Annotated in this window: 21 protein-coding genes; 9 read left to right on the top strand and 12 right to left on the bottom strand. The window is 49.0% G+C overall.

Annotated elements, in window-relative coordinates:
* Positions 1–12 precede the first annotated feature (12 nt).
* The 6 genes from DXA54_RS06350 to DXA54_RS06325 all read right to left on the bottom strand — a co-directional run bounded on the left by DXA54_RS06350 (position 13) and on the right by DXA54_RS06325 (position 3,216).
* On the bottom strand, positions 13–258 hold the full coding sequence (locus DXA54_RS06350; RefSeq protein ID WP_005816298.1) for a hypothetical protein: 246 nt from the start codon (positions 256–258) through the stop codon (positions 13–15).
* 14 nt (positions 259–272) lie between these two features.
* Entirely contained in the window at positions 273–848 is a 576-nt protein-coding gene (locus DXA54_RS06345; protein WP_007837469.1) for a DUF6155 family protein, read from the bottom strand.
* 10 nt (positions 849–858) lie between these two features.
* The gene (gene trxA / locus DXA54_RS06340) at positions 859–1,158 is read right to left on the bottom strand and encodes a thioredoxin (RefSeq protein ID WP_005816294.1); all 300 of its coding nucleotides are present in this window, start codon (positions 1,156–1,158) and stop codon (positions 859–861) included.
* Positions 1,159–1,352: 194 nt separating this feature from the next.
* Entirely contained in the window at positions 1,353–1,889 is a 537-nt protein-coding gene (locus DXA54_RS06335; protein WP_005816292.1) for a hypothetical protein, read from the bottom strand.
* Between the two features lie 3 nt (positions 1,890–1,892).
* Positions 1,893–2,576, bottom strand: a complete 684-nt coding sequence (locus DXA54_RS06330) for a DUF3800 domain-containing protein (RefSeq protein ID WP_005816290.1) — start codon at positions 2,574–2,576, stop codon at positions 1,893–1,895.
* A 16-nt stretch (positions 2,577–2,592) separates the two neighbouring features.
* Entirely contained in the window at positions 2,593–3,216 is a 624-nt protein-coding gene (locus tag DXA54_RS06325; protein ID WP_005816288.1) for a recombinase family protein, read from the bottom strand.
* A gap of 254 nt (positions 3,217–3,470) precedes the next feature.
* Here DXA54_RS06325 and DXA54_RS06320 point away from each other — a divergent pair, with 254 nt between their 5' ends.
* The 7 genes from DXA54_RS06320 (at position 3,471) to DXA54_RS06290 (ending at position 10,115) form a co-directional block, all read left to right on the top strand.
* A complete protein-coding gene (locus DXA54_RS06320; protein ID WP_005816286.1) occupies positions 3,471–4,583 on the top strand; it encodes a hypothetical protein in 1,113 nt (370 codons plus the stop codon).
* 24 nt (positions 4,584–4,607) lie between these two features.
* Positions 4,608–5,054 carry a hypothetical protein gene (locus DXA54_RS06315; protein ID WP_004319947.1) on the top strand — a complete coding sequence of 149 codons (447 nt, stop codon included), beginning with the start codon at positions 4,608–4,610 and terminating at the stop codon, positions 5,052–5,054.
* Positions 5,055–5,132: 78 nt separating this feature from the next.
* Positions 5,133–5,546 (top strand): hypothetical protein, encoded by a 414-nt coding sequence (locus tag DXA54_RS06310; RefSeq protein ID WP_005816283.1) that lies wholly within the window; start codon positions 5,133–5,135, stop codon positions 5,544–5,546.
* The gene (locus DXA54_RS06305) at positions 5,536–6,030 is read left to right on the top strand and encodes a hypothetical protein (protein ID WP_005816282.1); all 495 of its coding nucleotides are present in this window, start codon (positions 5,536–5,538) and stop codon (positions 6,028–6,030) included. The genes DXA54_RS06310 and DXA54_RS06305 overlap by 11 nt, the downstream gene beginning before the upstream one ends.
* Positions 6,031–6,109: 79 nt before the next feature.
* Positions 6,110–6,994: a hypothetical protein gene (locus DXA54_RS06300; protein WP_005816280.1), complete on the top strand. Its 885-nt coding sequence runs from the start codon at positions 6,110–6,112 to the stop codon at positions 6,992–6,994.
* A gap of 208 nt (positions 6,995–7,202) precedes the next feature.
* Positions 7,203–8,654 (top strand): MobV family relaxase, encoded by a 1,452-nt coding sequence (gene mobV, locus DXA54_RS06295; protein ID WP_008665034.1) that lies wholly within the window; start codon positions 7,203–7,205, stop codon positions 8,652–8,654.
* 54 nt (positions 8,655–8,708) lie between these two features.
* The gene (locus DXA54_RS06290) at positions 8,709–10,115 is read left to right on the top strand and encodes an OmpA family protein (RefSeq protein ID WP_005816276.1); all 1,407 of its coding nucleotides are present in this window, start codon (positions 8,709–8,711) and stop codon (positions 10,113–10,115) included.
* A 140-nt stretch (positions 10,116–10,255) separates the two neighbouring features.
* On the opposite strand, the gene DXA54_RS06285 is transcribed toward DXA54_RS06290, so the two are convergent.
* On the bottom strand, positions 10,256–11,518 hold the full coding sequence (locus tag DXA54_RS06285) for an ATP-binding protein (protein ID WP_005816273.1): 1,263 nt from the start codon (positions 11,516–11,518) through the stop codon (positions 10,256–10,258).
* 394 nt (positions 11,519–11,912) lie between these two features.
* Here DXA54_RS06285 and DXA54_RS06280 point away from each other — a divergent pair, with 394 nt between their 5' ends.
* Both DXA54_RS06280 and DXA54_RS06275 read left to right on the top strand, forming a co-directional pair.
* Positions 11,913–12,206, top strand: coding sequence for a hypothetical protein (locus tag DXA54_RS06280; protein ID WP_005816271.1), 294 nt, complete (start codon positions 11,913–11,915; stop codon positions 12,204–12,206).
* Positions 12,207–12,208: 2 nt separating this feature from the next.
* On the top strand, positions 12,209–12,574 hold the full coding sequence (locus DXA54_RS06275) for a DUF2958 domain-containing protein (protein WP_005816269.1): 366 nt from the start codon (positions 12,209–12,211) through the stop codon (positions 12,572–12,574).
* A 106-nt stretch (positions 12,575–12,680) separates the two neighbouring features.
* On the opposite strand, the gene DXA54_RS06270 is transcribed toward DXA54_RS06275, so the two are convergent.
* The 5 genes from DXA54_RS06270 to DXA54_RS06250 form a co-directional block, all read right to left on the bottom strand.
* Positions 12,681–14,603: a zincin-like metallopeptidase domain-containing protein gene (locus tag DXA54_RS06270; RefSeq protein ID WP_005816267.1), complete on the bottom strand. Its 1,923-nt coding sequence runs from the start codon at positions 14,601–14,603 to the stop codon at positions 12,681–12,683.
* Positions 14,604–14,609: 6 nt separating this feature from the next.
* On the bottom strand, positions 14,610–15,215 hold the full coding sequence (locus tag DXA54_RS06265) for a hypothetical protein (protein ID WP_005816265.1): 606 nt from the start codon (positions 15,213–15,215) through the stop codon (positions 14,610–14,612).
* Between the two features lie 72 nt (positions 15,216–15,287).
* Positions 15,288–15,470 carry a hypothetical protein gene (locus DXA54_RS06260; protein ID WP_005816263.1) on the bottom strand — a complete coding sequence of 61 codons (183 nt, stop codon included), beginning with the start codon at positions 15,468–15,470 and terminating at the stop codon, positions 15,288–15,290.
* Entirely contained in the window at positions 15,467–17,023 is a 1,557-nt protein-coding gene (locus DXA54_RS06255; RefSeq protein WP_005816260.1) for a glucosaminidase domain-containing protein, read from the bottom strand. Before DXA54_RS06255 ends, DXA54_RS06260 begins: the two co-directional genes overlap by 4 nt.
* Positions 17,024–17,027: 4 nt before the next feature.
* Complete coding sequence (locus DXA54_RS06250; RefSeq protein WP_005816257.1) at positions 17,028–19,484, bottom strand: zincin-like metallopeptidase domain-containing protein; 2,457 nt, start codon at positions 19,482–19,484, stop codon at positions 17,028–17,030.
* Positions 19,485–19,533: the final 49 nt, after the last annotated feature.

Here is a 19,533-nt window from a genome sequence, read left to right as displayed (position 1 = left end):
CGTGTAGATGATTCAATAGAGGGTGTGCTCATAATCAGTGTCTCCCACAGCGTGGTCAATCAGTGCCTGAAACTCTTCTTCCGTATAGTCTTCTTCCCAACCATACGTTACGTCCTTTATGCCCAAAGTAAACCCTAATGCCTCAGAATAGGATATGCCAATTTCAGCTGCAAGGTCTCTTGCCGCTTGAAAAATCTGCTCTTCTTTGCTTAAGGGCAGTTGTTTCGCTTTCTTATGTTTTTTCTTTGGTTTCCCCATTTGAGTATATTCGTTTAATAATCAGCGTTGATGGGCATCTTGAAATTCCTGTATTTCTTTCGGAGTTCCTCATTTTGCGCCTTCATTTCCTCATACATATCATTCAGTGCGTCAGGAAATCCCCATCCACAAGGGCTTGCCCAACGAAGGCATTGCTTGATTCGGGAATCATACTTGTCCCAAAGGTCATAAAGCACGATGTGGCGCAATGTCTTGTCGAAATTACTCTCAACAGAATCATAGAATTGCTCCCACATGTCTCCATAGTCATAAGTGAACTGACAGGCATTCTCCATATAGAACACCATCAATTCTGCGACTGAATCTTCCGAAGGCTTCAGTTTCTTGAAGTCGGACAATGCCTTGCGGCACACTGAGAAGCGTGTCTTTGGCTCTCTGTTTCTGCTCGGATAGAACTCTTCCCGTATGATGTGCTTATACTCTTCCAGCTTCTGGCCCTCATTCGGCTCTGCATAGAAGTCAAGATATTCCTTTGCCTCTTTCCGTGCAGAATAAAGTTCCAATACCATTTTTATTATTTCACTCTTGTCCATGGACATGAGGACAGACTTTAATTTAGATTTTGACATTTCTGCTCTTTTATCTTAAAAACGGGTCAATCGTTGCCAGCAACTCTGATTTCTGCATCACACCGCTCGTCCTCCACAACACTTCGCCGCGTCTGAACAGCATCAATGTGGGCACAGACTGTATGCCATACTGACTTGCAGTCACCCCATACTTGTCCACATCTACCTTGATGATGCGGATTCTGTCACCCAACACTTCCTTCACCTGCTCAAGGATGGGGTGCATCATCTTGCATGGCTGGCACCAGGTGGCGAAGAAATCGACCAAGACAAGTTGGTCACTTGATATAACGTCTTTGAATGTTTCCATTACGATTTTCTGTAAAATTATGCTATTTTCTTTCCTGTTATCTTACAATACTGCCCTGCAAATGTTAAAATCGAGAAGAATTCAATGAAAAACCTTCGTTATTTCAAAGAATATTCGTACCTTTGCAGCGCTCATCTATAGATAGAAGGAGTTTCGAGACCCGGTTGCCTTTGATGCAATTCGGGTCTTGCGTTTTATAGTGGTGTCTGCAATCTCTTTTTCATCTTCTTTTCCAAAGCCTTTAGTCCATACTCTTTGTTAAGATGGTATGCTGTCAACAGATAGAATCCGTTGCTACGTTGTTGTTCCAAGACAATAACATACTTTTCCACTTTATCATAGATGTATGTTTTCTTGACCTTACGCTTTTTGCCGTCCCTCTCTTCTATGGTAAATACATCCAGATTGTCTGGTGTCAATTCTCTCACATGGTGATTTATCCAATGAAGCCTTTGTGAACGAGCCATCTCGAATACTCGCTTTGGATAAGTCGTACCGTCTTCGTTCTCAACCATGATTTCTTCACAGGTAAGATGCTTGAACAATCTTGCCATGTCAATCTCGCCATCTGTCTTTATAGGATAGATGCGCCACCCTCTGAATGAGAATTGACAGTTATCTTCTATATCACGCTTGAATATTGCATGAAGATCATGCTCTCTTTCTCGTTCACTGAGATATGCCAGTTCCAGCAGCTCAGGGTATTTCTTGATAATATTCAAACTGCTCATTGGCTATTTCAGTGCGATAAAAAACAAATTAAACTTCTTTCTAAATTTGGGAGTTGTGGTGTTGAGACTGATATTACTGTGTTTTTTTATCTTTTCAATCAGCTTCATTTTGGCTCTCACCCTTCCTTCAACTTCTCCCTTTTCATATCTAAGGTTGTAGTTGATGGCTCCCATTAGAACATCTGCCAATTGGATGAAGACACTTTCGTGTGAACGTATAAACTGAAACCTGCCAATGGAAGAGTTGTATTCCATTATTTTTCTGAGCCTCTCCAGCTTATCGCTACTGCATGTGTCCTTGATATCCATATATATGTTATATGTATAATCCATGTCCATCTTGTGATGCAGCAATTGGTAGTACATGCGAAAGTAGAAATCATTAAACGTATAGTCTTCTCGTTTCTCGTCAATCTGACTCTTGTCAACAACCACAGCCCTAAATTCCATGTCATTCATAAAGAACCAGTCTATAAGCTCTGCATAGACTTTATACGTGGCCTCGTGGACATTTGTCCATTTCAGCTCATCACTATAGCCGTGCTTCTTCTTAATATCTTTTATGGCATCTTTTGCCATGCGGATTTGTGTGTATGCTATACTTGTACATCCCAAAAGCATGTAGGGATGACCGTCATGCACCATGTGGGTGCTTTCATCACAGTAGATGTTGAATGTCTTATTCATTGTATCTGTTTTTTGTTTATTCTTTATTCCTTTTCTTCAGCGGTCCACTATGAGGTCCACGGTTCAGCGTCACACCATGCTTGTTGAGTATGCGGAACACGGAACTTCGGCTTGTGAAGCCGCTGATGGCAAAGATGTCATCTATGCTGTGCCCCTCGTTGTACATGTTCACGATATTCTTCTCACGCTCCAGTTTCGACAGTGCCCTTTCCGACTTCTTGGGCGGCCGGATATTCTGTTGCAGATGGATGATGTGTGCCGATGCCTTGCGCAGCACGGCACACTCCTCAGAGAGTGACCCGAACATACGGATGACCTGTGAGGGCTTGGTGTCGGGGAAAAGTTCGTCAAACGTATCGATGCGGTCTTGGATGGAGATGATGCGAACCACCTTCACACGGCAGTATTCTATGAATGTAGCCAGTTCACGGGTGCCACGCAGTGCGTTACTGAACCTCGACACCACCAGCTCGTCGCCGCGCTCCAGACTCGATATGAGCTGCTTCCACATCGGGCGCAGCCTCTCGTGTTCGGACAGTTCCTCTATCACCTGAACACAGCCGTATTGCTGCATCCAAGCCTTGTCTTCTGCATACTCTTCGCCATTGGTGGCGATAAAGATGTAACCTACTTTTGCCATACTGTTGTACGCTATTAAATGAAATCAAGTGCAAAGGTACACTATTTTTCCGAGAAACAATCATACTTGAACGAAAAATCATACTTAAACACGATAATTTGCCATTTTCTTTTCACTTGATTTCATTGAAAATCATACTCGCAAGTATGATACACAAATAAGATTAAACTTACTGTCATTCTTGCAAATATATCGCTGAAACGCATTAACTTTGCACCGTCAATTTCAAAATCAGACTCAAAATAATGACAACAATGAAATATGAAACCCAACTTTTCGGAGGACAAACCAACCTCCATTGCATGAAGCAAATATTGCATAATGCAAAATCAAACTCGCATGGCTGTATCAGACTTGCCATTTGTATTGCCACTGCGTTTGCCGTAGTCATGCTGACAGCATGTTCAGACGGAAACGGCACGAAGTCGTTCCATTCGAGCGATGAAGCCATCAGAGAGTATCATGGCTTTCTGACCACTCTTCGACAGAACGGCAAGGTCTCAATTCAGACATTAGTTAAGATTGTCAACGAATGGCGCGTGTTGGACGATTCCGTGACATCGTGCATCTCACGTGACACTGTCAGGAAAGCCCACTCATACCCGTTCACGGTATATCATGAGTTGAACGACTCCATCCACATCGAGCTGTGCCGTATGGCGATGTCTAAGCAACGCACCTTTCACGACCTGCTCTATCTCAGAGAACAGACCTCTTCCCATGTTGGTGATGAGGAACTACAGCAAGCCGTGAAGGAAGCACAGCCATTCTTCGCTTCCTTGGATAGCCTGCCTATATATAATAAAGGTGGTAAACAGGCGGTACTGAAGCGTTACCTGCTGTTCCTGCAAAAATCCGCCAAGCAAGGCATTCACGGCAAGGAAGACCTGCTCGCTTTCATCAAGGAAGAGCATTTGTATTTCAAATCCTTCCTGCAATACCTGCCGGATTTTGCTGACGATGACATCGGTGACATCAGACGAAACACCGAACACTGCTGTCGGGAGATACTCCGTGCCGCCGACCGCAAGGATTTGTCCCACAAGGATGCAATGATATACCTCTCCATGCGCACCAACCACCGTCTGCTGCGCAACGCACAAGCGGCTATCGAGGATCTGAATAGTGGCAGGGTAAAGGACGAGCACACCATGCACGCCTACCTCCTGATGATGATGCAGCCGTTCATGACGATGGATGACCTTTCCGTGAGCGTGCTCTCCGACAAGGACAAGGCAGACCTCTACAAAATAGCCGATGCGCTCCCCAAGGAGATGGACGGTCTGGCCAAGAAACTGCACCTCGACAAGCAACGCCTGTCGGATATGCCCATGCTCATGATGAAGATTTATGTCACAAGATTATAAACACCCCAAACAGAGAATACGATTATGTTAGAACAGTTTTGCGATGATTTCCTTGCCGTCGTGCCTTTGCAGTTGCCAGAACTGCTGGACAAGCGCAAGATGGAGAAGCCTGTCAAGTATGACGATTACGTGCTTCTTACTTTCCAGTTGAACACCCCTTTCACGATAGAGGAGGTGATGGATATGCTCGAAGACGAGATGGAAATGATAATCCTCTATCACCACATTCCAAGCCGTCATACGGAGTTCGGACACAGCTGCTGTGCCTATTCCAACCCTTCTTTCGGACGGATGTTCAAGGTCAACGGCTCCACAGATGAGCGTGGCATGGTCAGCCAGATAAAAGTGACCATCTATGACTCGCTGGAGCACATGTCGGCAGATGTATGCCTCGACCTCAGTCTGCATTGCAAGAACGGGTTCTTCAAATACATGAAGCCCAAGGAGGAAGTCCTGCTCGACTTCATTTGAAAGTTACATTTGCCAGATGACAGTCCTGTTCTACCGCAACAACGCTCCATTCTGTTGTCCACAACAAAGGCCAAAGTCATGCCACAAGCTCCCGACCATCTGATGAAGGAAACGCTTTACATGAAGATTATCCATCTTCTCGACCGTCACCGCACATGGCTGGAGATTGAGAGCATCGCCACTGTCCGCAACCACACGATAGTCAGGAACGGCAGAATGACCGACATCCTCAGCCGTGTGCTTGTGGTCAAGGCCATCCACCATCATTTCCCCTACACGAGAGGGCAAGTGTGGCAGATAGCCGAGTACGACTTGGAACAGGCTATCAAGAGCCTTCGGACAACCGACGGAGCTTTCCGTCAGAGAATAATCAAGGGAGAACTGACACTGGAGGATGTGGAGCGTATCATATCCACTGCCACACACGGTGTCGTCCAGCCCGACCTGAGTCCACTTCCATTATTCACATGCTATACATATTATGACAAGTAAGATACTGTTTCTCATCCTGATGTCAGCGTTCTTCTTTGTGACGATGATTCTGCACAGAAGCCGCAGACAGTTTATGACACGGTTCTATCTGCGCATGACCGCGCTTGTGACAGCAAGGAAGCTCTACCGGTTGATGCTGCTCATCCTGCTGTACGTGTTCCACTTCCTCTACCTCTGTGTACACTATAACGACATAGGCGTAGTGGCTTCCACCATAGCGTTTGCCATATTCTTTGTCTTTATGGATGTGGAGAGGTGGCTACAGCGTCTGCACGAGGAGCGGACACCCTTCTGCATCGCCGCGTTGGCGGCAGTGGTGTTTGTCTTCACTCCTCATCTGTTCACGCTTGCTGTCACCATCTCCTTTGTCCTTCTGGCATCACTGTTCTATCCCTCGCGCATAGTCATATCGCTGTGGAAGAACAAGGCTGACCGCAAGATGCTCCTCGAAGACACAGAAATGCTCATCATATACTACTATTAAGTATCACCTGTATCATGCCGTTCCTTTTGTATAATGGAGCTGGCGACAAACAACAGTATTCACCAAACAGATTATTGAAATGAAGAAACAGAAACATAGAACGAGTTCCGGCAAGATGTCTGAACGGATGTCCCTGTTGGAGTTCTTGAAAGAGAGGTCCGGGATAAGGCTGTCGAAGCTCGAAGCCTACCTTGACCTTGTAGACAAGGCTTCTGTACAGTACATCCCCAAGGATCTGTGCAAGCAGGAGTTCAGCCTGTCCAACGGGCAGTTTGTAATCACCATTACCGAACTGGCAGGATGCTGGCATTGGCACCGCGCCACTGTCCGCACCTTCATCGAGCAGTTGGAGAAGATGAACCAGATTTCCGTCACCCGTCTCACGAAGAGCCAAATCATCACCATCCCGATGTTGGCTGAGACACCTGCCGTTTCTCCGATTGACGCAGCCTTGGATGTGTTCCGCCAGAAGATGTGTACCGCATTGGACGAATGGCGAAGCGGCAAGATGTCCGCATCGGCTTGCGCCTCGGAATGTGAACAACTCTACGAAGATGCAACAGAGGAAGTAGCCATTATCTTGCAGAAAGCCGACAATGGCAATTCAATTGGCAAGGTGCCATGCGGAAGAAACATTCCCGAATCTGTAGGACACGCCTTTTGTATGACTGCACTCACAGCTGTCTGCGAAGCCACCTTCCATCAGGTGCTTTCGCAGGAAACAGATAACGCCCTCGTTACCTCCCTTCTTCCCTTCTTTTACAAAGACCTGGGAGGAGACTGGCTCTCATTCATCGAGGCGGCAAAGGCAATATCAGAATTGGCATTGGATGGCAGCTCACCAGCCTTGCATCAGGAAAGCGCAGCCATCAAGTCACAGTTTCAGTCACTCTGCCGACCGTTCCTTGCCATTGTAGCCAACCAAGAGGGCTCCTGTCCATCAAAAGGCTGTATTAACCTCTAATAATCACCGTACAACGCTTCTTCTTTTCTACTGGCACAGTGTTTACACGTCTGCCATTGCTGTAAAATAATCGGGCTTGCCCGTTGGTCGGAAATGAGGGAATTTGGGTAGCCTAATACCCCTCTTGGTCTCCGACCATCGGGAGGCTGTCCTTACAAGCAGCAAGCTGGAGACAGGAGAGTTGTACACACATAAAAGGAAATAGGTTATGGCAACACCAAAACAGGTTATGGATTTCCGACCATCTAAGGGAATCACCACAGCACAGAGCAACGAGCACCAACGCCGTTGGACGGAAAAGGGTTGGGGATCCGCTGAATCAACAGGCAACTACGACCGCAGCCGTGAGCGGCTCAACTTCGAGGTTCGGGGCGGCAAGGTTTGTCCTATAGACAAGAGCCGAAGCATCCCGGAGCGCATGGCAGACATCCTGCGGAGCCGTGGAATCAAAGACCCCAACGAGGGACTGGCAGAGCCACGCTTCCGCACAGTGGTCAATTTCATCTTCGGAGGCTCACGAGAACGTATGACAGAATTGGCATTCGGTGACCAGAAGGTGAATCTCACTCACGGAGCGGACAATTCGCATCTAACCCGATGCAAGGACATTGAGGAATGGGCAAAGGATGTTTACCGCTTTGTTGCGGACAAATACGGTGAGGAGAACATCGTCGCTTTCATCTTACACTTGGACGAAACCAATCCGCACGTTCACTGCACCCTCTTGCCAATCAAGGACGGCAAGTTTGCATACAAACAGATATTCGCCGGAAAGGACAAGTACGAGTTTTCTGCCAGGATGAAAGCCCTGCACAGCGAATTTGCCGATGTCAACAAGCGTTGGGGCATGGAGCGCGGAACTTCCGTCTCAGAGACGGGAGCACGCCACCGCACCACCGAAGAATACCGCCGCCAGCTGTCAGAACAGTGCACCACCATTGAGCAGTCCGTCGCCACCCATCAGCGGACACTCGCCTCGCTCCAATCGGACATCCGTCTGGCAGAGCGGAGAGTAAAAGGACTCACCTCAATGGTCAACAACCTCTTGCAGGAGAAGGTTGAGAAGGAGGCGGCACTTGCTGAATTGCATCGGCAGATTCTTGCAGGTCACGACAATCCTGATGCTCTCCGTCAGCAAGTCCAAGAGCTGGAGCAGGAACTGTCCGCTATCCAGTCGAAACTGGACGACAAGCAGGAGAAGCTCTCAGAGGCTGACCGCAAGCTCGATGCCCTGCGTGAGGAGATGACCGCCATGAAGGAGCGCACGGAGGAGTTGCGGCAGGAGGCACACAGATATTCCGATACTATCCGACAAGGTGCGGACACCGTTCTCAGAAATGCCCTTCTCGAAAACATGGTCAGCGAGTTCTCCGAACGTGTGGCACGGCTTTCCAATGAGGGCAAGGACGTGTTTGACGGTTCCCTGCTTCAGGCCTTTGCGGAGAATGGAACGGAGGTGATGTACTGTGCCACGCTTCTATTCCTCGGCTACGTCGATGATGCCACCACCTTTGCCGAAGGTCATGGCGGTGGCGGCAGTTCGTCCGACCTCAAATGGGGACGTGACGATGACGAGGATGAACGCGCTTGGGCACGCCGTTGCATGATGAAAGCTGCACGCATGATGCGCCCCTCTTCCGGCAAAAGGAAGAAACGATAAGCGGCACTGTCACGTATCACCTGTTATAGTATTCACCAGATTAAATTGAACAACATGAGAAAAATACTTATTCTATCCCTTGGCTTCGCCCTTTCATTGGGTGCGCAAGCCAAAGACTATCACCGCACGGCGGACACCACCACCGTTGTATGCAGACTTTCGGCAGACGGTATGCTTCGTCCGCTTAAACCTTCCTACATGAAAGGGGCATTGGTAGCTTCGCCATGGACGGACAACTGGTTTGTCCAAGCGGCAGGAGGAACTACGGTCTTCCTCGGCAAACCGCTCGGATGCAACGACCTATTCGGTCGCATGAAACCGGCATTCTCCGTGTCGATCGGCAAATGGTTCACACCTTCCGTCGGCGGTCGTCTGAACTATGGCGGTATGCAGTTCAACGACTGCAACAACTCCTCGCAGGACTACCAGTACCTGCGTGCTGATTTCATGTGGAATGTCCTCGGCAACCTCTACAAGGACGATGTACACACTCTTGCCAGATGGAGTGTCATTCCATACGTGGGCGTGGGTATGCTGCACAACAAGGTGAATGCCCACAAGCCCTTTGCCATTTCCTACGGCATACAGGGGCAGTATCATCTCTCCCCACGCATTGCTGTTACGGCAGAGATAGGCAACATGACCACCATGCAGGATTTTGACGGCTATGGCAAGGCACACCGCCTTGGCGACCATCTGCTGTCCGCATCCCTCGGCCTCTCTGTCCGCATCGGCAAGACTGGCTGGAAGCGAGTGATAGACGCTCGCCCGTACATCGCACAGAACGAATGGCTTTCGGCATACGCCTCATCCCTTTCTGACAGCAACAGCCGCTATCACGCCCAGCACGATCGAGATTGTCAGACTCTGGAGCAGCTGCGCAAGATTCTTGCCATCGAGGGACTTCTGGACAAGTACGGCCACCTCTTTTCTGACGATGCCGCTTCTTCCGTCACAAATGGCTATCCTCGAAACGACTACAGCGGTCTCAACTCGCTGCGTGCAAGAATGAGAGACAAGTATGGTAATGGTCAAAAGACAAAGGTCATGGAGTCCGCCTCTTGTACAGAAGAATATGGCAATGCTGAAGGTGAGCCGGAAGACGATTACCTATCGCTCATCCACTCAGGAAAGGCTTGCATAGGTGCGCCCATCTATTTCTTCTTTGAACTTGGCACTGACAGGTTGCTCAACAGGTCACAGCTCGTCAATCTCGACGAAGTAGCACGCATCGCCAAGAAATATGGCTTGAAAGTTAAGGTCATCGGCGCTGCCGACAGTGCCACAGGCAGTGAAGCCATCAATGATAACCTCAGCCGTTCCCGTGCCAGATTCATTGCAGAGGAACTGATGAAACGTGGTATGGAAAATGGCACCATCTCTCAGATTTTCGATGGCGGCATTGACGATTACTCGCCCAATGAGGCGAACCGCCATACCAGAATCCTGCTGTATCTATAGCCAGACATACAGCTCCGAACAAGAGCACTAAAACTTTTTTTTCATTGATAAATTTTAGAAAGGGAGGGCTTGTCCGTGATGGATAGGCCCTCCCTTAATCATATATGTATTAACGCATATTCTATGCGCATATCTTTTTTTTATCCGTGTTTCTCAGTACTTGACCAGTCAAGCAGGAAGTCATATATACTCATTATCTGTATGCCGTTTTCGTCGCTCCACTGCTTGGTATGTTCTCCCACGATCAGCAGTTTGCGGAAAGAGTCATCTACAAGACGCAACGACCGTTTCTCCTGTTCCATCTTTTCTGCATCGGGCATACGCCACGCCGACTGGATGTAGATCCGCTCGCTCCCTTTGTTGCAGACAAAATCCACTTCCAATGTCACCCTCTGCTGCTTTCCTTCCGTATTCCTCACTCGATGATAGACGTTACCCACATCCACGAGCCATCCTCGCATACGCATCTCATTGTAGATGACGTTCTCCATGATATGTGTCGGCTCGCTCTGACGGAACGACAGAATAGCATTCCTCAGACCTACGTCCTGATAATAATACTTGGACAACGAACCTATGTATTTCCGTCCTTTGATGTCGAACCTTTCGGATTTTTCGATAAGGAAAGCATCCTGCATATATTCCAGATAAGCCGACACTGTCTTGTCGGTTATGCTCTGCACATTGCTTACGGACTTGAACGTATTGGCTATATTCAGTGCATTGACAGGTGCTCCTATACTGGATGCTACGGTCTTCGACAATTCTTCAAATTCAGGTCTCAGTTCTATGTTGTTCCGCTCGTAGATGTCACGTAGATATACCGTGCGATAAAGGCGACGCAGGAAATCAGCCTTCTTCTCATCCCCAACCTGTGTAAGTAGTTGCGGCAAACCTCCGTACAGTCTGTATTCAGCCCAACCGTCTTCTTTCGAACCATCATACACCGTCATGAACTCCTTGAAGGATAGTGGCCACACATGTATCTCGTCACCTCTGCCTCGGAATTCCGTCACCAGGTCAGAGGACAGGAAACGCGAGTTGGAGCCTGTGACATACACATCCGCCCCTTCGGTAACTGACAAGGAAGAGAGCACCTCTACAAAGTCTTCCACCTCCTGCACCTCGTCGATGATGATATAATAAGTCTCATAGTCAATCATCATCTTTTCCACCCAGTCCAACAGGTAGTCCGGGTTCTTGAACTCTCTGTTCTTCCTACTCTCCATGTCGATGACGAGAATATGGTCTTCTCTCACGCCCTCATCCAATAGATGCTGATGAAAGAGTTTCTTCAGAAGGAACGACTTGCCTGAACGTCGCAATCCTGTGATTATCTTTATGAGCCCGTTGTTCTTTGAACGGCTCAACTGTTCTATGTATCTATATCTGTTTACTATCATATTTTACGAAAAACTGTCACTTGTGACACTTTTTCGGAGGCAAAGTTATATATTTTATCCTAAATCAAAGAAAGAAATAAAGAAAAATGCACTAAAAATCAATGATTTTCCTGTTTTGTAGTGTCTATTCCACTTGCCGATGCCCATTTTTCTTTGCAAAGTTACTGCCCGGGCGAATGGTCAAGTACCGCCATGCTAACAGGCAGAGGACTGAACGACAGCTTTCCGCAAATCAAAGATTTGGGTATTTCATTAACTCCTCCGTCTGTTTTCTTGCCTTATCGCCCTCATTCCGCAGTCTTTTGATGCACGAAAAATCAGTTCCCGACAAGAGGAGCCGAAAGGCTTCAAAAGGAGGGAAGAAAAACAAGTTGAACAAATAATTTCTTTGCGTATGGAATTACACAGATTATCAGAAAACGAGCAGGCATTTGTCGAGTGCTTCTCACGGTTCGTAAACGGTCAGATGGGGTCAGCCGCCAAGGTAGGCAATGCCCTTGCAGATGACCATCGCTATCTTATCAACGAAAAGGGCAAGGTGGTGTTTGCCTTCTTGGAACGCCTTGCCAACGACTATCAAAAAGGTCGTTATGACCAGCGTGACGAGTGGGTGTGCCGATTGGCAGCAGAGGCCATCGAACACCTTGTAGAGAACAGAATGTATTACAGAACACTTAACAACGATTGACTATGGCAAGCAGATTGATTACACCCGTATTGGAGGAGATACTGAAATCCTATCCTCTGTATTCACAGGACGGCAAAGGCAAGGATGCCGTTTGTGTGGCAATATTCTTCATCGGACACGTCCGTTGGTTCGTACTTGAAGGACAGCCGGAAGGTAACGACACCACGTTGTTCACCATCGTATGCGGTCTGCATGAAACGGAGTATGGCTATACCTCCGTCAATGAAATGGAGAGCGTAAAGGTGGATGGCTCCAAATATGGAGTGGACGAGATATTTCAAGTGGAGCAGTTGGACGGCTTCAAGCCGGTGAAACTGAAGAGCATTCCAGACGAGGATTTACAAGCATTCCTTCATAATATGGAATGACCCCAAATTAAATCAGCCGCAGGGACATTACTCCTTGCGGCTGACTATTGTTAGTACCTACTATGAGTAGTAAAGCCTACGATTAGTATATACTACGATACTACTCTCATCTTCGGAAAGCGGACTTGGCAACGTGCTCCTCTTGTACCTCTTCCTTCTGGTACTCCTCCATGTCAAGCAGTTGCTCATACGCAGAGCTGATGTTTGCGTCCATAGAATGGTTGTGGCTGAAAGGGAAGGTATGCTTCACAGAGAGTCCTGCATTGGTCACAGTCCCCACATCCAGGCTATCCTTATCCTTGTTATATTGCAGGTTCAGCAAACCACCATTCGGCATTTGGAATATCGGCATTTTTCGCTGCGCCAATTCCGAAAACTCTTCGGCGGTCATCTCCCTCGCCACAGCCTTCACGTCCTCACTGGCACGTCCTATGCCATAGCGAGTGATATGGTCACGCACTTCTTGCTCCGTATGCTTCAGGAACACCTCATACGTACCGCCGACACTCCCGTTATAGACCACTGCAAAGTCCTTGTCCTCTATTAGCAGGTCATCGCCTCTGTTCTGGCACGGCTTCCTGTAGGTCTGCTCCTCGTCCATGCCGTTCCCGTCATAGTATTCCTTGGCAAGCGTCAGCAGTCCTTGATAGTCACCTTTCTCCTTTAGCTTATCCAGTTCCGATGTGTCATCCGTTGATTGGAGATAGGCGATGGAGGCATAATAGACGTTTTCTTTCGATTGTGAAGGCTCTGTCAGGCTTTTGTACTGGGCAAAAGCCTCCTGATAATTGGTGTCAAGGTCTTTGCCGTGGTCGTAAGGAACAGAGAGTTTCACTTCCAGACCGTTACTCGTCGGCACAGCAATCTTTACAGAGTCCTCCTTCTCATGATGCTGGATATATACAGCAGAACCATTATATGCCAAGACTGCATGGTCGCCGTCATCTATGGATAGATAACTTTTCCCTTGCCCGTTTTCCTGCTCAGCCTTTTTCTCCTGGTCTATCTCCATAGCAATCTTGTCGATATGCTGCGTGAGCATTGAGGTAGCTTTTTTCACATCGAGTAGCGTGGTCTTGATGAACTGCGGCGACTCCTTCAGCGAATCCAGCCAAGACTTCAAATAGGCAGCCGAATCTCCTTTCAGATGCTTTGTCATGCCATACCGCTGAGCGGTCAGCGCAGCCGTCAGTTCTGCCACCAGTTCCTCGCGTGCATACTCTGCCGAGCCGAAGGTAGCGGGCTTGATGCGGTCTAACTGTCCCTCCGCACCCGTGGAGTGTCCCATCTCGTGGAAAAGGTTCGAGTAGAAAGACTCCCCATCCTTGAACTGCCTTTTCTCAGGCATCACAATCTCATTCTTGCTGATGGAGAAATAGGCGGAATCACCGAACATCGGTTTGATGGGACATATCCAACGGTTGTCCGCTATCATCCTATCCACGGGTTCAAAGGCAAACTGCTCGTCCTTCTCTACCTTGGGCATCGAGTATTCCTGTTCCAGTTTCTCCCAAAACTCTGGTCTGACCTCCTTCAGGTTGGTCTGCGCCACATTGAAGACATGGTAAGTCTGAAGCTTTGGATATACATTGTACTTTTCGCGCTCTTCCTGAGAGAGCAGTTTGTAGTCCTCCCACTTGATGTGTTCCTTTGTTTCCTTATTGACCACCGTAAACGTGGTGAGCATCACGGGGAAAGAATGCTCACCTTTCAGTACTGACACACGGGGCTTCTGTTCCTCGTCTTTCTTGCCAGTTTTGTTAAACTGCTGTATGCGGTCGAAGGTACAGAAGCGAGGAATCTTGTAACCCTCCTTCTCGCAATGCAGGAGCAACATCATAGCGTTCATGCCATTATATTCTCGTCCGTTCAGGTTTTTCGGCCATTGCAACGCACCTTCAGTAAACCAGGGCTTTTTCCATCCGTCTTTGCCCGACAGCGACTGAATACGCTCAATCATCATATCGGCAAACAGGTCGAGTGCCTTGTCTTCGGCACTCGGACCTTCCTTAGCATAAGGCTTTCCCATAGTCAATTAACCATTATAGGGCTGCGGAACATATTCGCTCATTTCAGACACTCGGCAGGAGAAGTCCAGTTTGTCATTGAAGACACTGACAGACAATGCCCCTTTGATGTTCGCTTTCACGCCTGGTTGCAGCCATGCCTCGCATTTGCCATCGAATAGGAAGAAACTTACCCAGATGTATTCAAATCCGTCCTGTACTTTCTCTGCGCTGAAAGCGGAGAACTGGCAGTACGGCACACCATTCTTGTCCGTCTTGTCCTCAATGCTCTTGCCCACCTTGCCGCGGAACTCCATCACGCCCTTGATGCAGTCCTCTGCCTCGTCAGGCTGGTGGCTGATGCTGCTTGCCGACAGGTTGAAATAAAGGACATCGCCCCATTTTCTTGGTACCAATACACCGGCTACCTCAATGCGTTCGCCGATGTTGCAGCTGCCCACCTCCGTCAGTGTCCCATCTTTGATGACCGACACCTCGATGGTCTTGTTAATCCCGCTCTTCGCTGGAATGACTACGTTCATGGCAAAGCTCACGAATGCCTTGCCCTCCTTGTTCGTGCGGCAGGTCGCAGCCTTGCTGACCGTTCCGCACACTGTTACATTACATTTGATCATTGCTCGATACTATTTGAATTATACATATCCATCGTCCAAGTGAAATGTCTTAGCAATGACAATAATCTCTTTTCAATCATCATATACTAGCGCACGTATCAGTTCATAGACTATCCACGCTGCTATGATAAGTTGGAAGCCGAGATAGATGATGGCCACGGTCTGACCGAAAAGCCATTGGGTAAGCATGAAGTGTCCTGCCACAGCTACCATACCCACCAGCAATGTACACAGATGACTTGCTATCCTTTTCATTTCCTTTGCAGATTTTGTTGTTGACTCTCAGCCTCCATCCCTTGCTCGAAGTTCTGCGAAGCCTGCTGTGTCGCCACGATGCCTGTCACCATTCCCGCAATCTTCGTCCGTTTGCTTTCTTCCGACAGATTGGCATTGCCCAAAATGAGCGACAGGCGGTTCATCTCCGAGGAGGTCAGTTCACGGTCAATCTTCACCGTACCGCTCTCTGCATGAAGCACAGTCTTGCCGTTCTCACCCACAGTAATGGTGCATTGCCTCATGCCTGGAACAAGCGAGGTCAAATCTACGAGCCGGTTGGCTGCCATGGCAGAGATAAGTCCTTTTTGTCGTTCCTCATCATTGCTGTCAATCTGCGCTGCCAACATCATCAGCGACATGAAGGTGGTCATCGCCATGTCGAGTATAGGGTCATTCGTTCCCGAAATGCCCACGCCGCTGTCCTCCGAGGAAAGGATTTTCTTCATCCAGTCCTCCGACGAAACCTTCTGCTCCTGTGGCGCATTGCTCTTGTATTTTGCCAACAGGTCATTGCCGTTATGCAGGGCCTGTAGCTTGATGTTGCCTTTCTGTCCGATTTCTGCCAGATAAGCGGCTGGATCCATATCCCTTTTTGAGCCGTCAGCCGATACACTCTTCACTCCGAAATGCAGATGCTCGCCAGTGGTTCTGGTGCCGGTATTTCCCGACACCCCCAACTTCTGACTGGCATTAACCACGTCACCTACCTTTACTGCTATGTCAGACAGATGCAGGTAGGAGCATTGCACCTTGCTGCCATCCTCACGGCTGTATTCCACGGTGACGGATTTCCCTCCTGCCGTGTTCGCATTATGGTTCACCGCCACCACCTTGCCGCCGTTCTCCGTGGCCAACACCGCCTCATGGTTCGTCTTGATGTCAATGCCCTTGTGCATCTGCTGCTTGGTGGCATCCATCGGATCCTGGCGATTGCCGAAAGGCGAGGTGATGAAGAGAAACTCCTCTCGCTCCACAGGAAAGGAATACCCGGCAGACTGCGGTACATGGGCAGCAGGCATTTCTCTACGAGGATTATTCTCCACCCCGAACGACCGACCTTCTGCCCGCATCTCAGCCATCACCTCACTGTCATACTTGTCCAGTCCGTTGGCTTCAATGATGCGCTGCAGACTTGCAGCATAACCGCCGCCCGTGGCATAGCCGGCACGCTCAATGCCCTTCGTCCATCCCTTGTAGTCGTCAGGCGACAGCGTGAAGCACTGCGCATAACGCTTGTTCTGCTTCAGGAACTGCGAGTGATGCTCATAACTGTCACCCACGCTTTTGTACTTACAGAATTTCTCGTTGGGCCTATCATCCGTATAGACTCCATACTCTCCGCCATTCTTCAACCACGATGCCGTAGCCTTGATGCCAAAGTGGTTGTTGCATTCGCGCGACAGTTGGCTCTGTCCGTTGCTGCTCTCCAGTATGGCTTGCGCCAAGATGACGGAGGCAGGAATCCCATACATCCGCATCTGTTCTTTGGCTTCCTCCGCATATTGTGCGGCATACGCTGCGTTCTTTCCCATAAGCCTATCTCCTTAGACTGGTGTGTTGTTCTGTTTCTTGACTTTCCTGTGCCATCTGCTTTCCTGTCTCTTTTCCAGGTGACACCATCTCCGTAATTCCACGCTTCGATGATGTTGTCTGCTTCGGCATTTCCAACTGGTCACAGATGGCCACCCGTTCACCAGCACGAATGAGCTTCGGCAGATAGGTGTCGAGGGCATGATATGGGAATCCTGCCATTGCCAACGGCTTGCCTTCATCATCCTTGCGCCCATTGCTCTTTGTCAGCGTAATACCCAATATTTTGGATGCCTTCACCGCATCATCCTTGTAGGTCTCATAGAAGTCACCGCAGCGAAACAAAAGAATGGCATCAGGATGCTTCTTCTTCAAGTCAAGATATTGTTGGACAAGGGGAGAGACAGCAGCCTTGACAGCCTTTTCATCCTTCTTTTCTTCTTTCTTTTCCTCTTGTTTCTTCTCTTCCCTTTGTTCAGAGCTTTTATCTTCCTTAAGTACCACTTCCTTCTGTTCATCATGCTTATCGACAATTGCCGTCTCCGCTTGCTTCACCTCCGTCGCTTCTTCCTGCTTCTCTTGTGTACTTTGCTCGACATTGTTGTCTTTCTGCAATACATCAGCAAACAGCGAGGCGGCAAGGTTCTGCTTGTAGGAATCCCTGTCAGGAGCCACCCACAATCGTTGCCATTGTGACGGACTGACACTTCTCGGCTGCAACTTCTTGCCGTCAATAGTGGCTGCACACAGGCATTCGCCCGATTTGGCACGGAATACTGCCACACGCTGGATGCGGTTCAAATCAACCTCCTGCTCATTACCTCCGAAGATGTCCACCTTCAGGTCGGGTTTCGCCTCTGCCATAGCATAATACTTCTGTGCCAGTTCCTCACGCACACGCTCGATGTTGTCCATCGACTGCTTCAAGGTGGTGAAGAAATGATTGAGGTCTCCTTTGTCGGGATAGACGGCAAAGCCCTCCTTACCTTCGGGCTTGATGTACAATGCCCACCGCTCCTTGTCATCCTTTACCAACTGCACATTGTCGAAACCGATGTCACGGCTGTGGGTTACGGCCTCAGAAGCATCCAACGAGGATAGGTCTTCGATAGACCAGTTGCGCAGTCTTGATACCGTGATTTTCTTGTCGGCGAAATAACTGTCGTCGGGACGGAAGCCCAAGGCTCCGTCGGGATTGTAGAAACGCACGTTGTCATAACCCTCTTTCTGCAAGGCATTGGTGAAGCGTTGCTTGTTCATGCCCTTGATCTCGTTGTTCACCTCCAACGATGCACCCTGTGGCAGCACCACATCGGCGGTCTTGCTGGCATCATCACGCACGATGACCACAGTACGCTGCTCCTCGTTGGGATGCTGCTTGATTTCGTCTGCTACGAAGTAGTGGTTGGGCAACTGCACCTGTATCTGCGCCGTCTCTCGCTGATGCTGGTCGGTGGCATACTCCACCTTTTCACCCAGTTCGGCTTTCTTCAACACCTTCAGCGCACCGTTCACCTCACTCTCGATGGCATCAATCAGACAAGGGTCTTCCTTCAGTTCCCTCGTCCAATAGTCCACCATGCTAAGGCTGTCCTTTGACAGACGGGCAGGCAGTCCCAGTTCGAGCATCTTCACGCCCGAAGCTATCTCAGTGATGAGTCGTTCCTTCTTCACGGCATCCTCCGACGGGGCTTTGCCGTTCTTCATGACCATGCCCTCACGTGCCAACCGCTGCTGATGACCGGTGGCAGACACCAACTGACGCATCATCTCCTGTACATAGTCATTGTAGTGCTCGAAGTCACGCTGCCGTGGCAGGTAGATGACATCCTTCTCGGTGTCGTAGTGCGCCACACCCGTGCCGTCCTGACGTACATTCACGAGGTTGTCCTTCATCTTCTGAAGGAATCCGTTGACGCACCCATGCAGCTGCTTGTCCTCCTTGTCGCCATAACCTCTATCCTCCACCGTGCCATCCTTCTTCAATGCCGTAGTGTAGGCTGTTTCGTTAGCCATAGGCAGTAGCGTCTGGTCGATATTGAACAGCACACGGATCTCACGGTTTTTCACTCCCTTGTACTGCTGTTTGTCCTGTTCCGACAGTTCTGCGTATGCCTCCTTGGTGATGACATCGTCGGGATTGTTGCGGTTGACGTACTTATTCCAATTGTAATACAGGAACGGCACACCTTTCTCATGCTCCCTCACGCTCTCACCCCGTGCCTTCGCTTCGGAGAACTGCGTAAACAGATTGCTCTTGCAACCCTTGGCATCGGAGTCAAGGGCAAGGACAAGGGCATTGAACGGACTGACCGAAAAGCCCTTGGGATAGAGCTTCGGATAGAGTTTGCCGCTTGCATTCAACCAATGTCCCTTGGCATCCACCGCACTCGTCAGTGCCTCAGTGAGCAGCGACACCTGCTTCTCCGCCGTCCGCTTCTCAAATTCTGATTTCTCTTTCATGCTTTTATCTTTTTGTTTATCTCAATCACATTCTATAATTGGCTTACCA

This window comes from Bacteroides sp. OF03-11BH (assembly GCF_003604005.1).
Lineage (GTDB): Bacteria > Bacteroidota > Bacteroidia > Bacteroidales > Bacteroidaceae > Bacteroides > Bacteroides ovatus.
The sequence above is the reverse complement of the archived record's forward strand: the minus strand, read 5'-3'. Positions and strand labels throughout refer to the sequence as shown.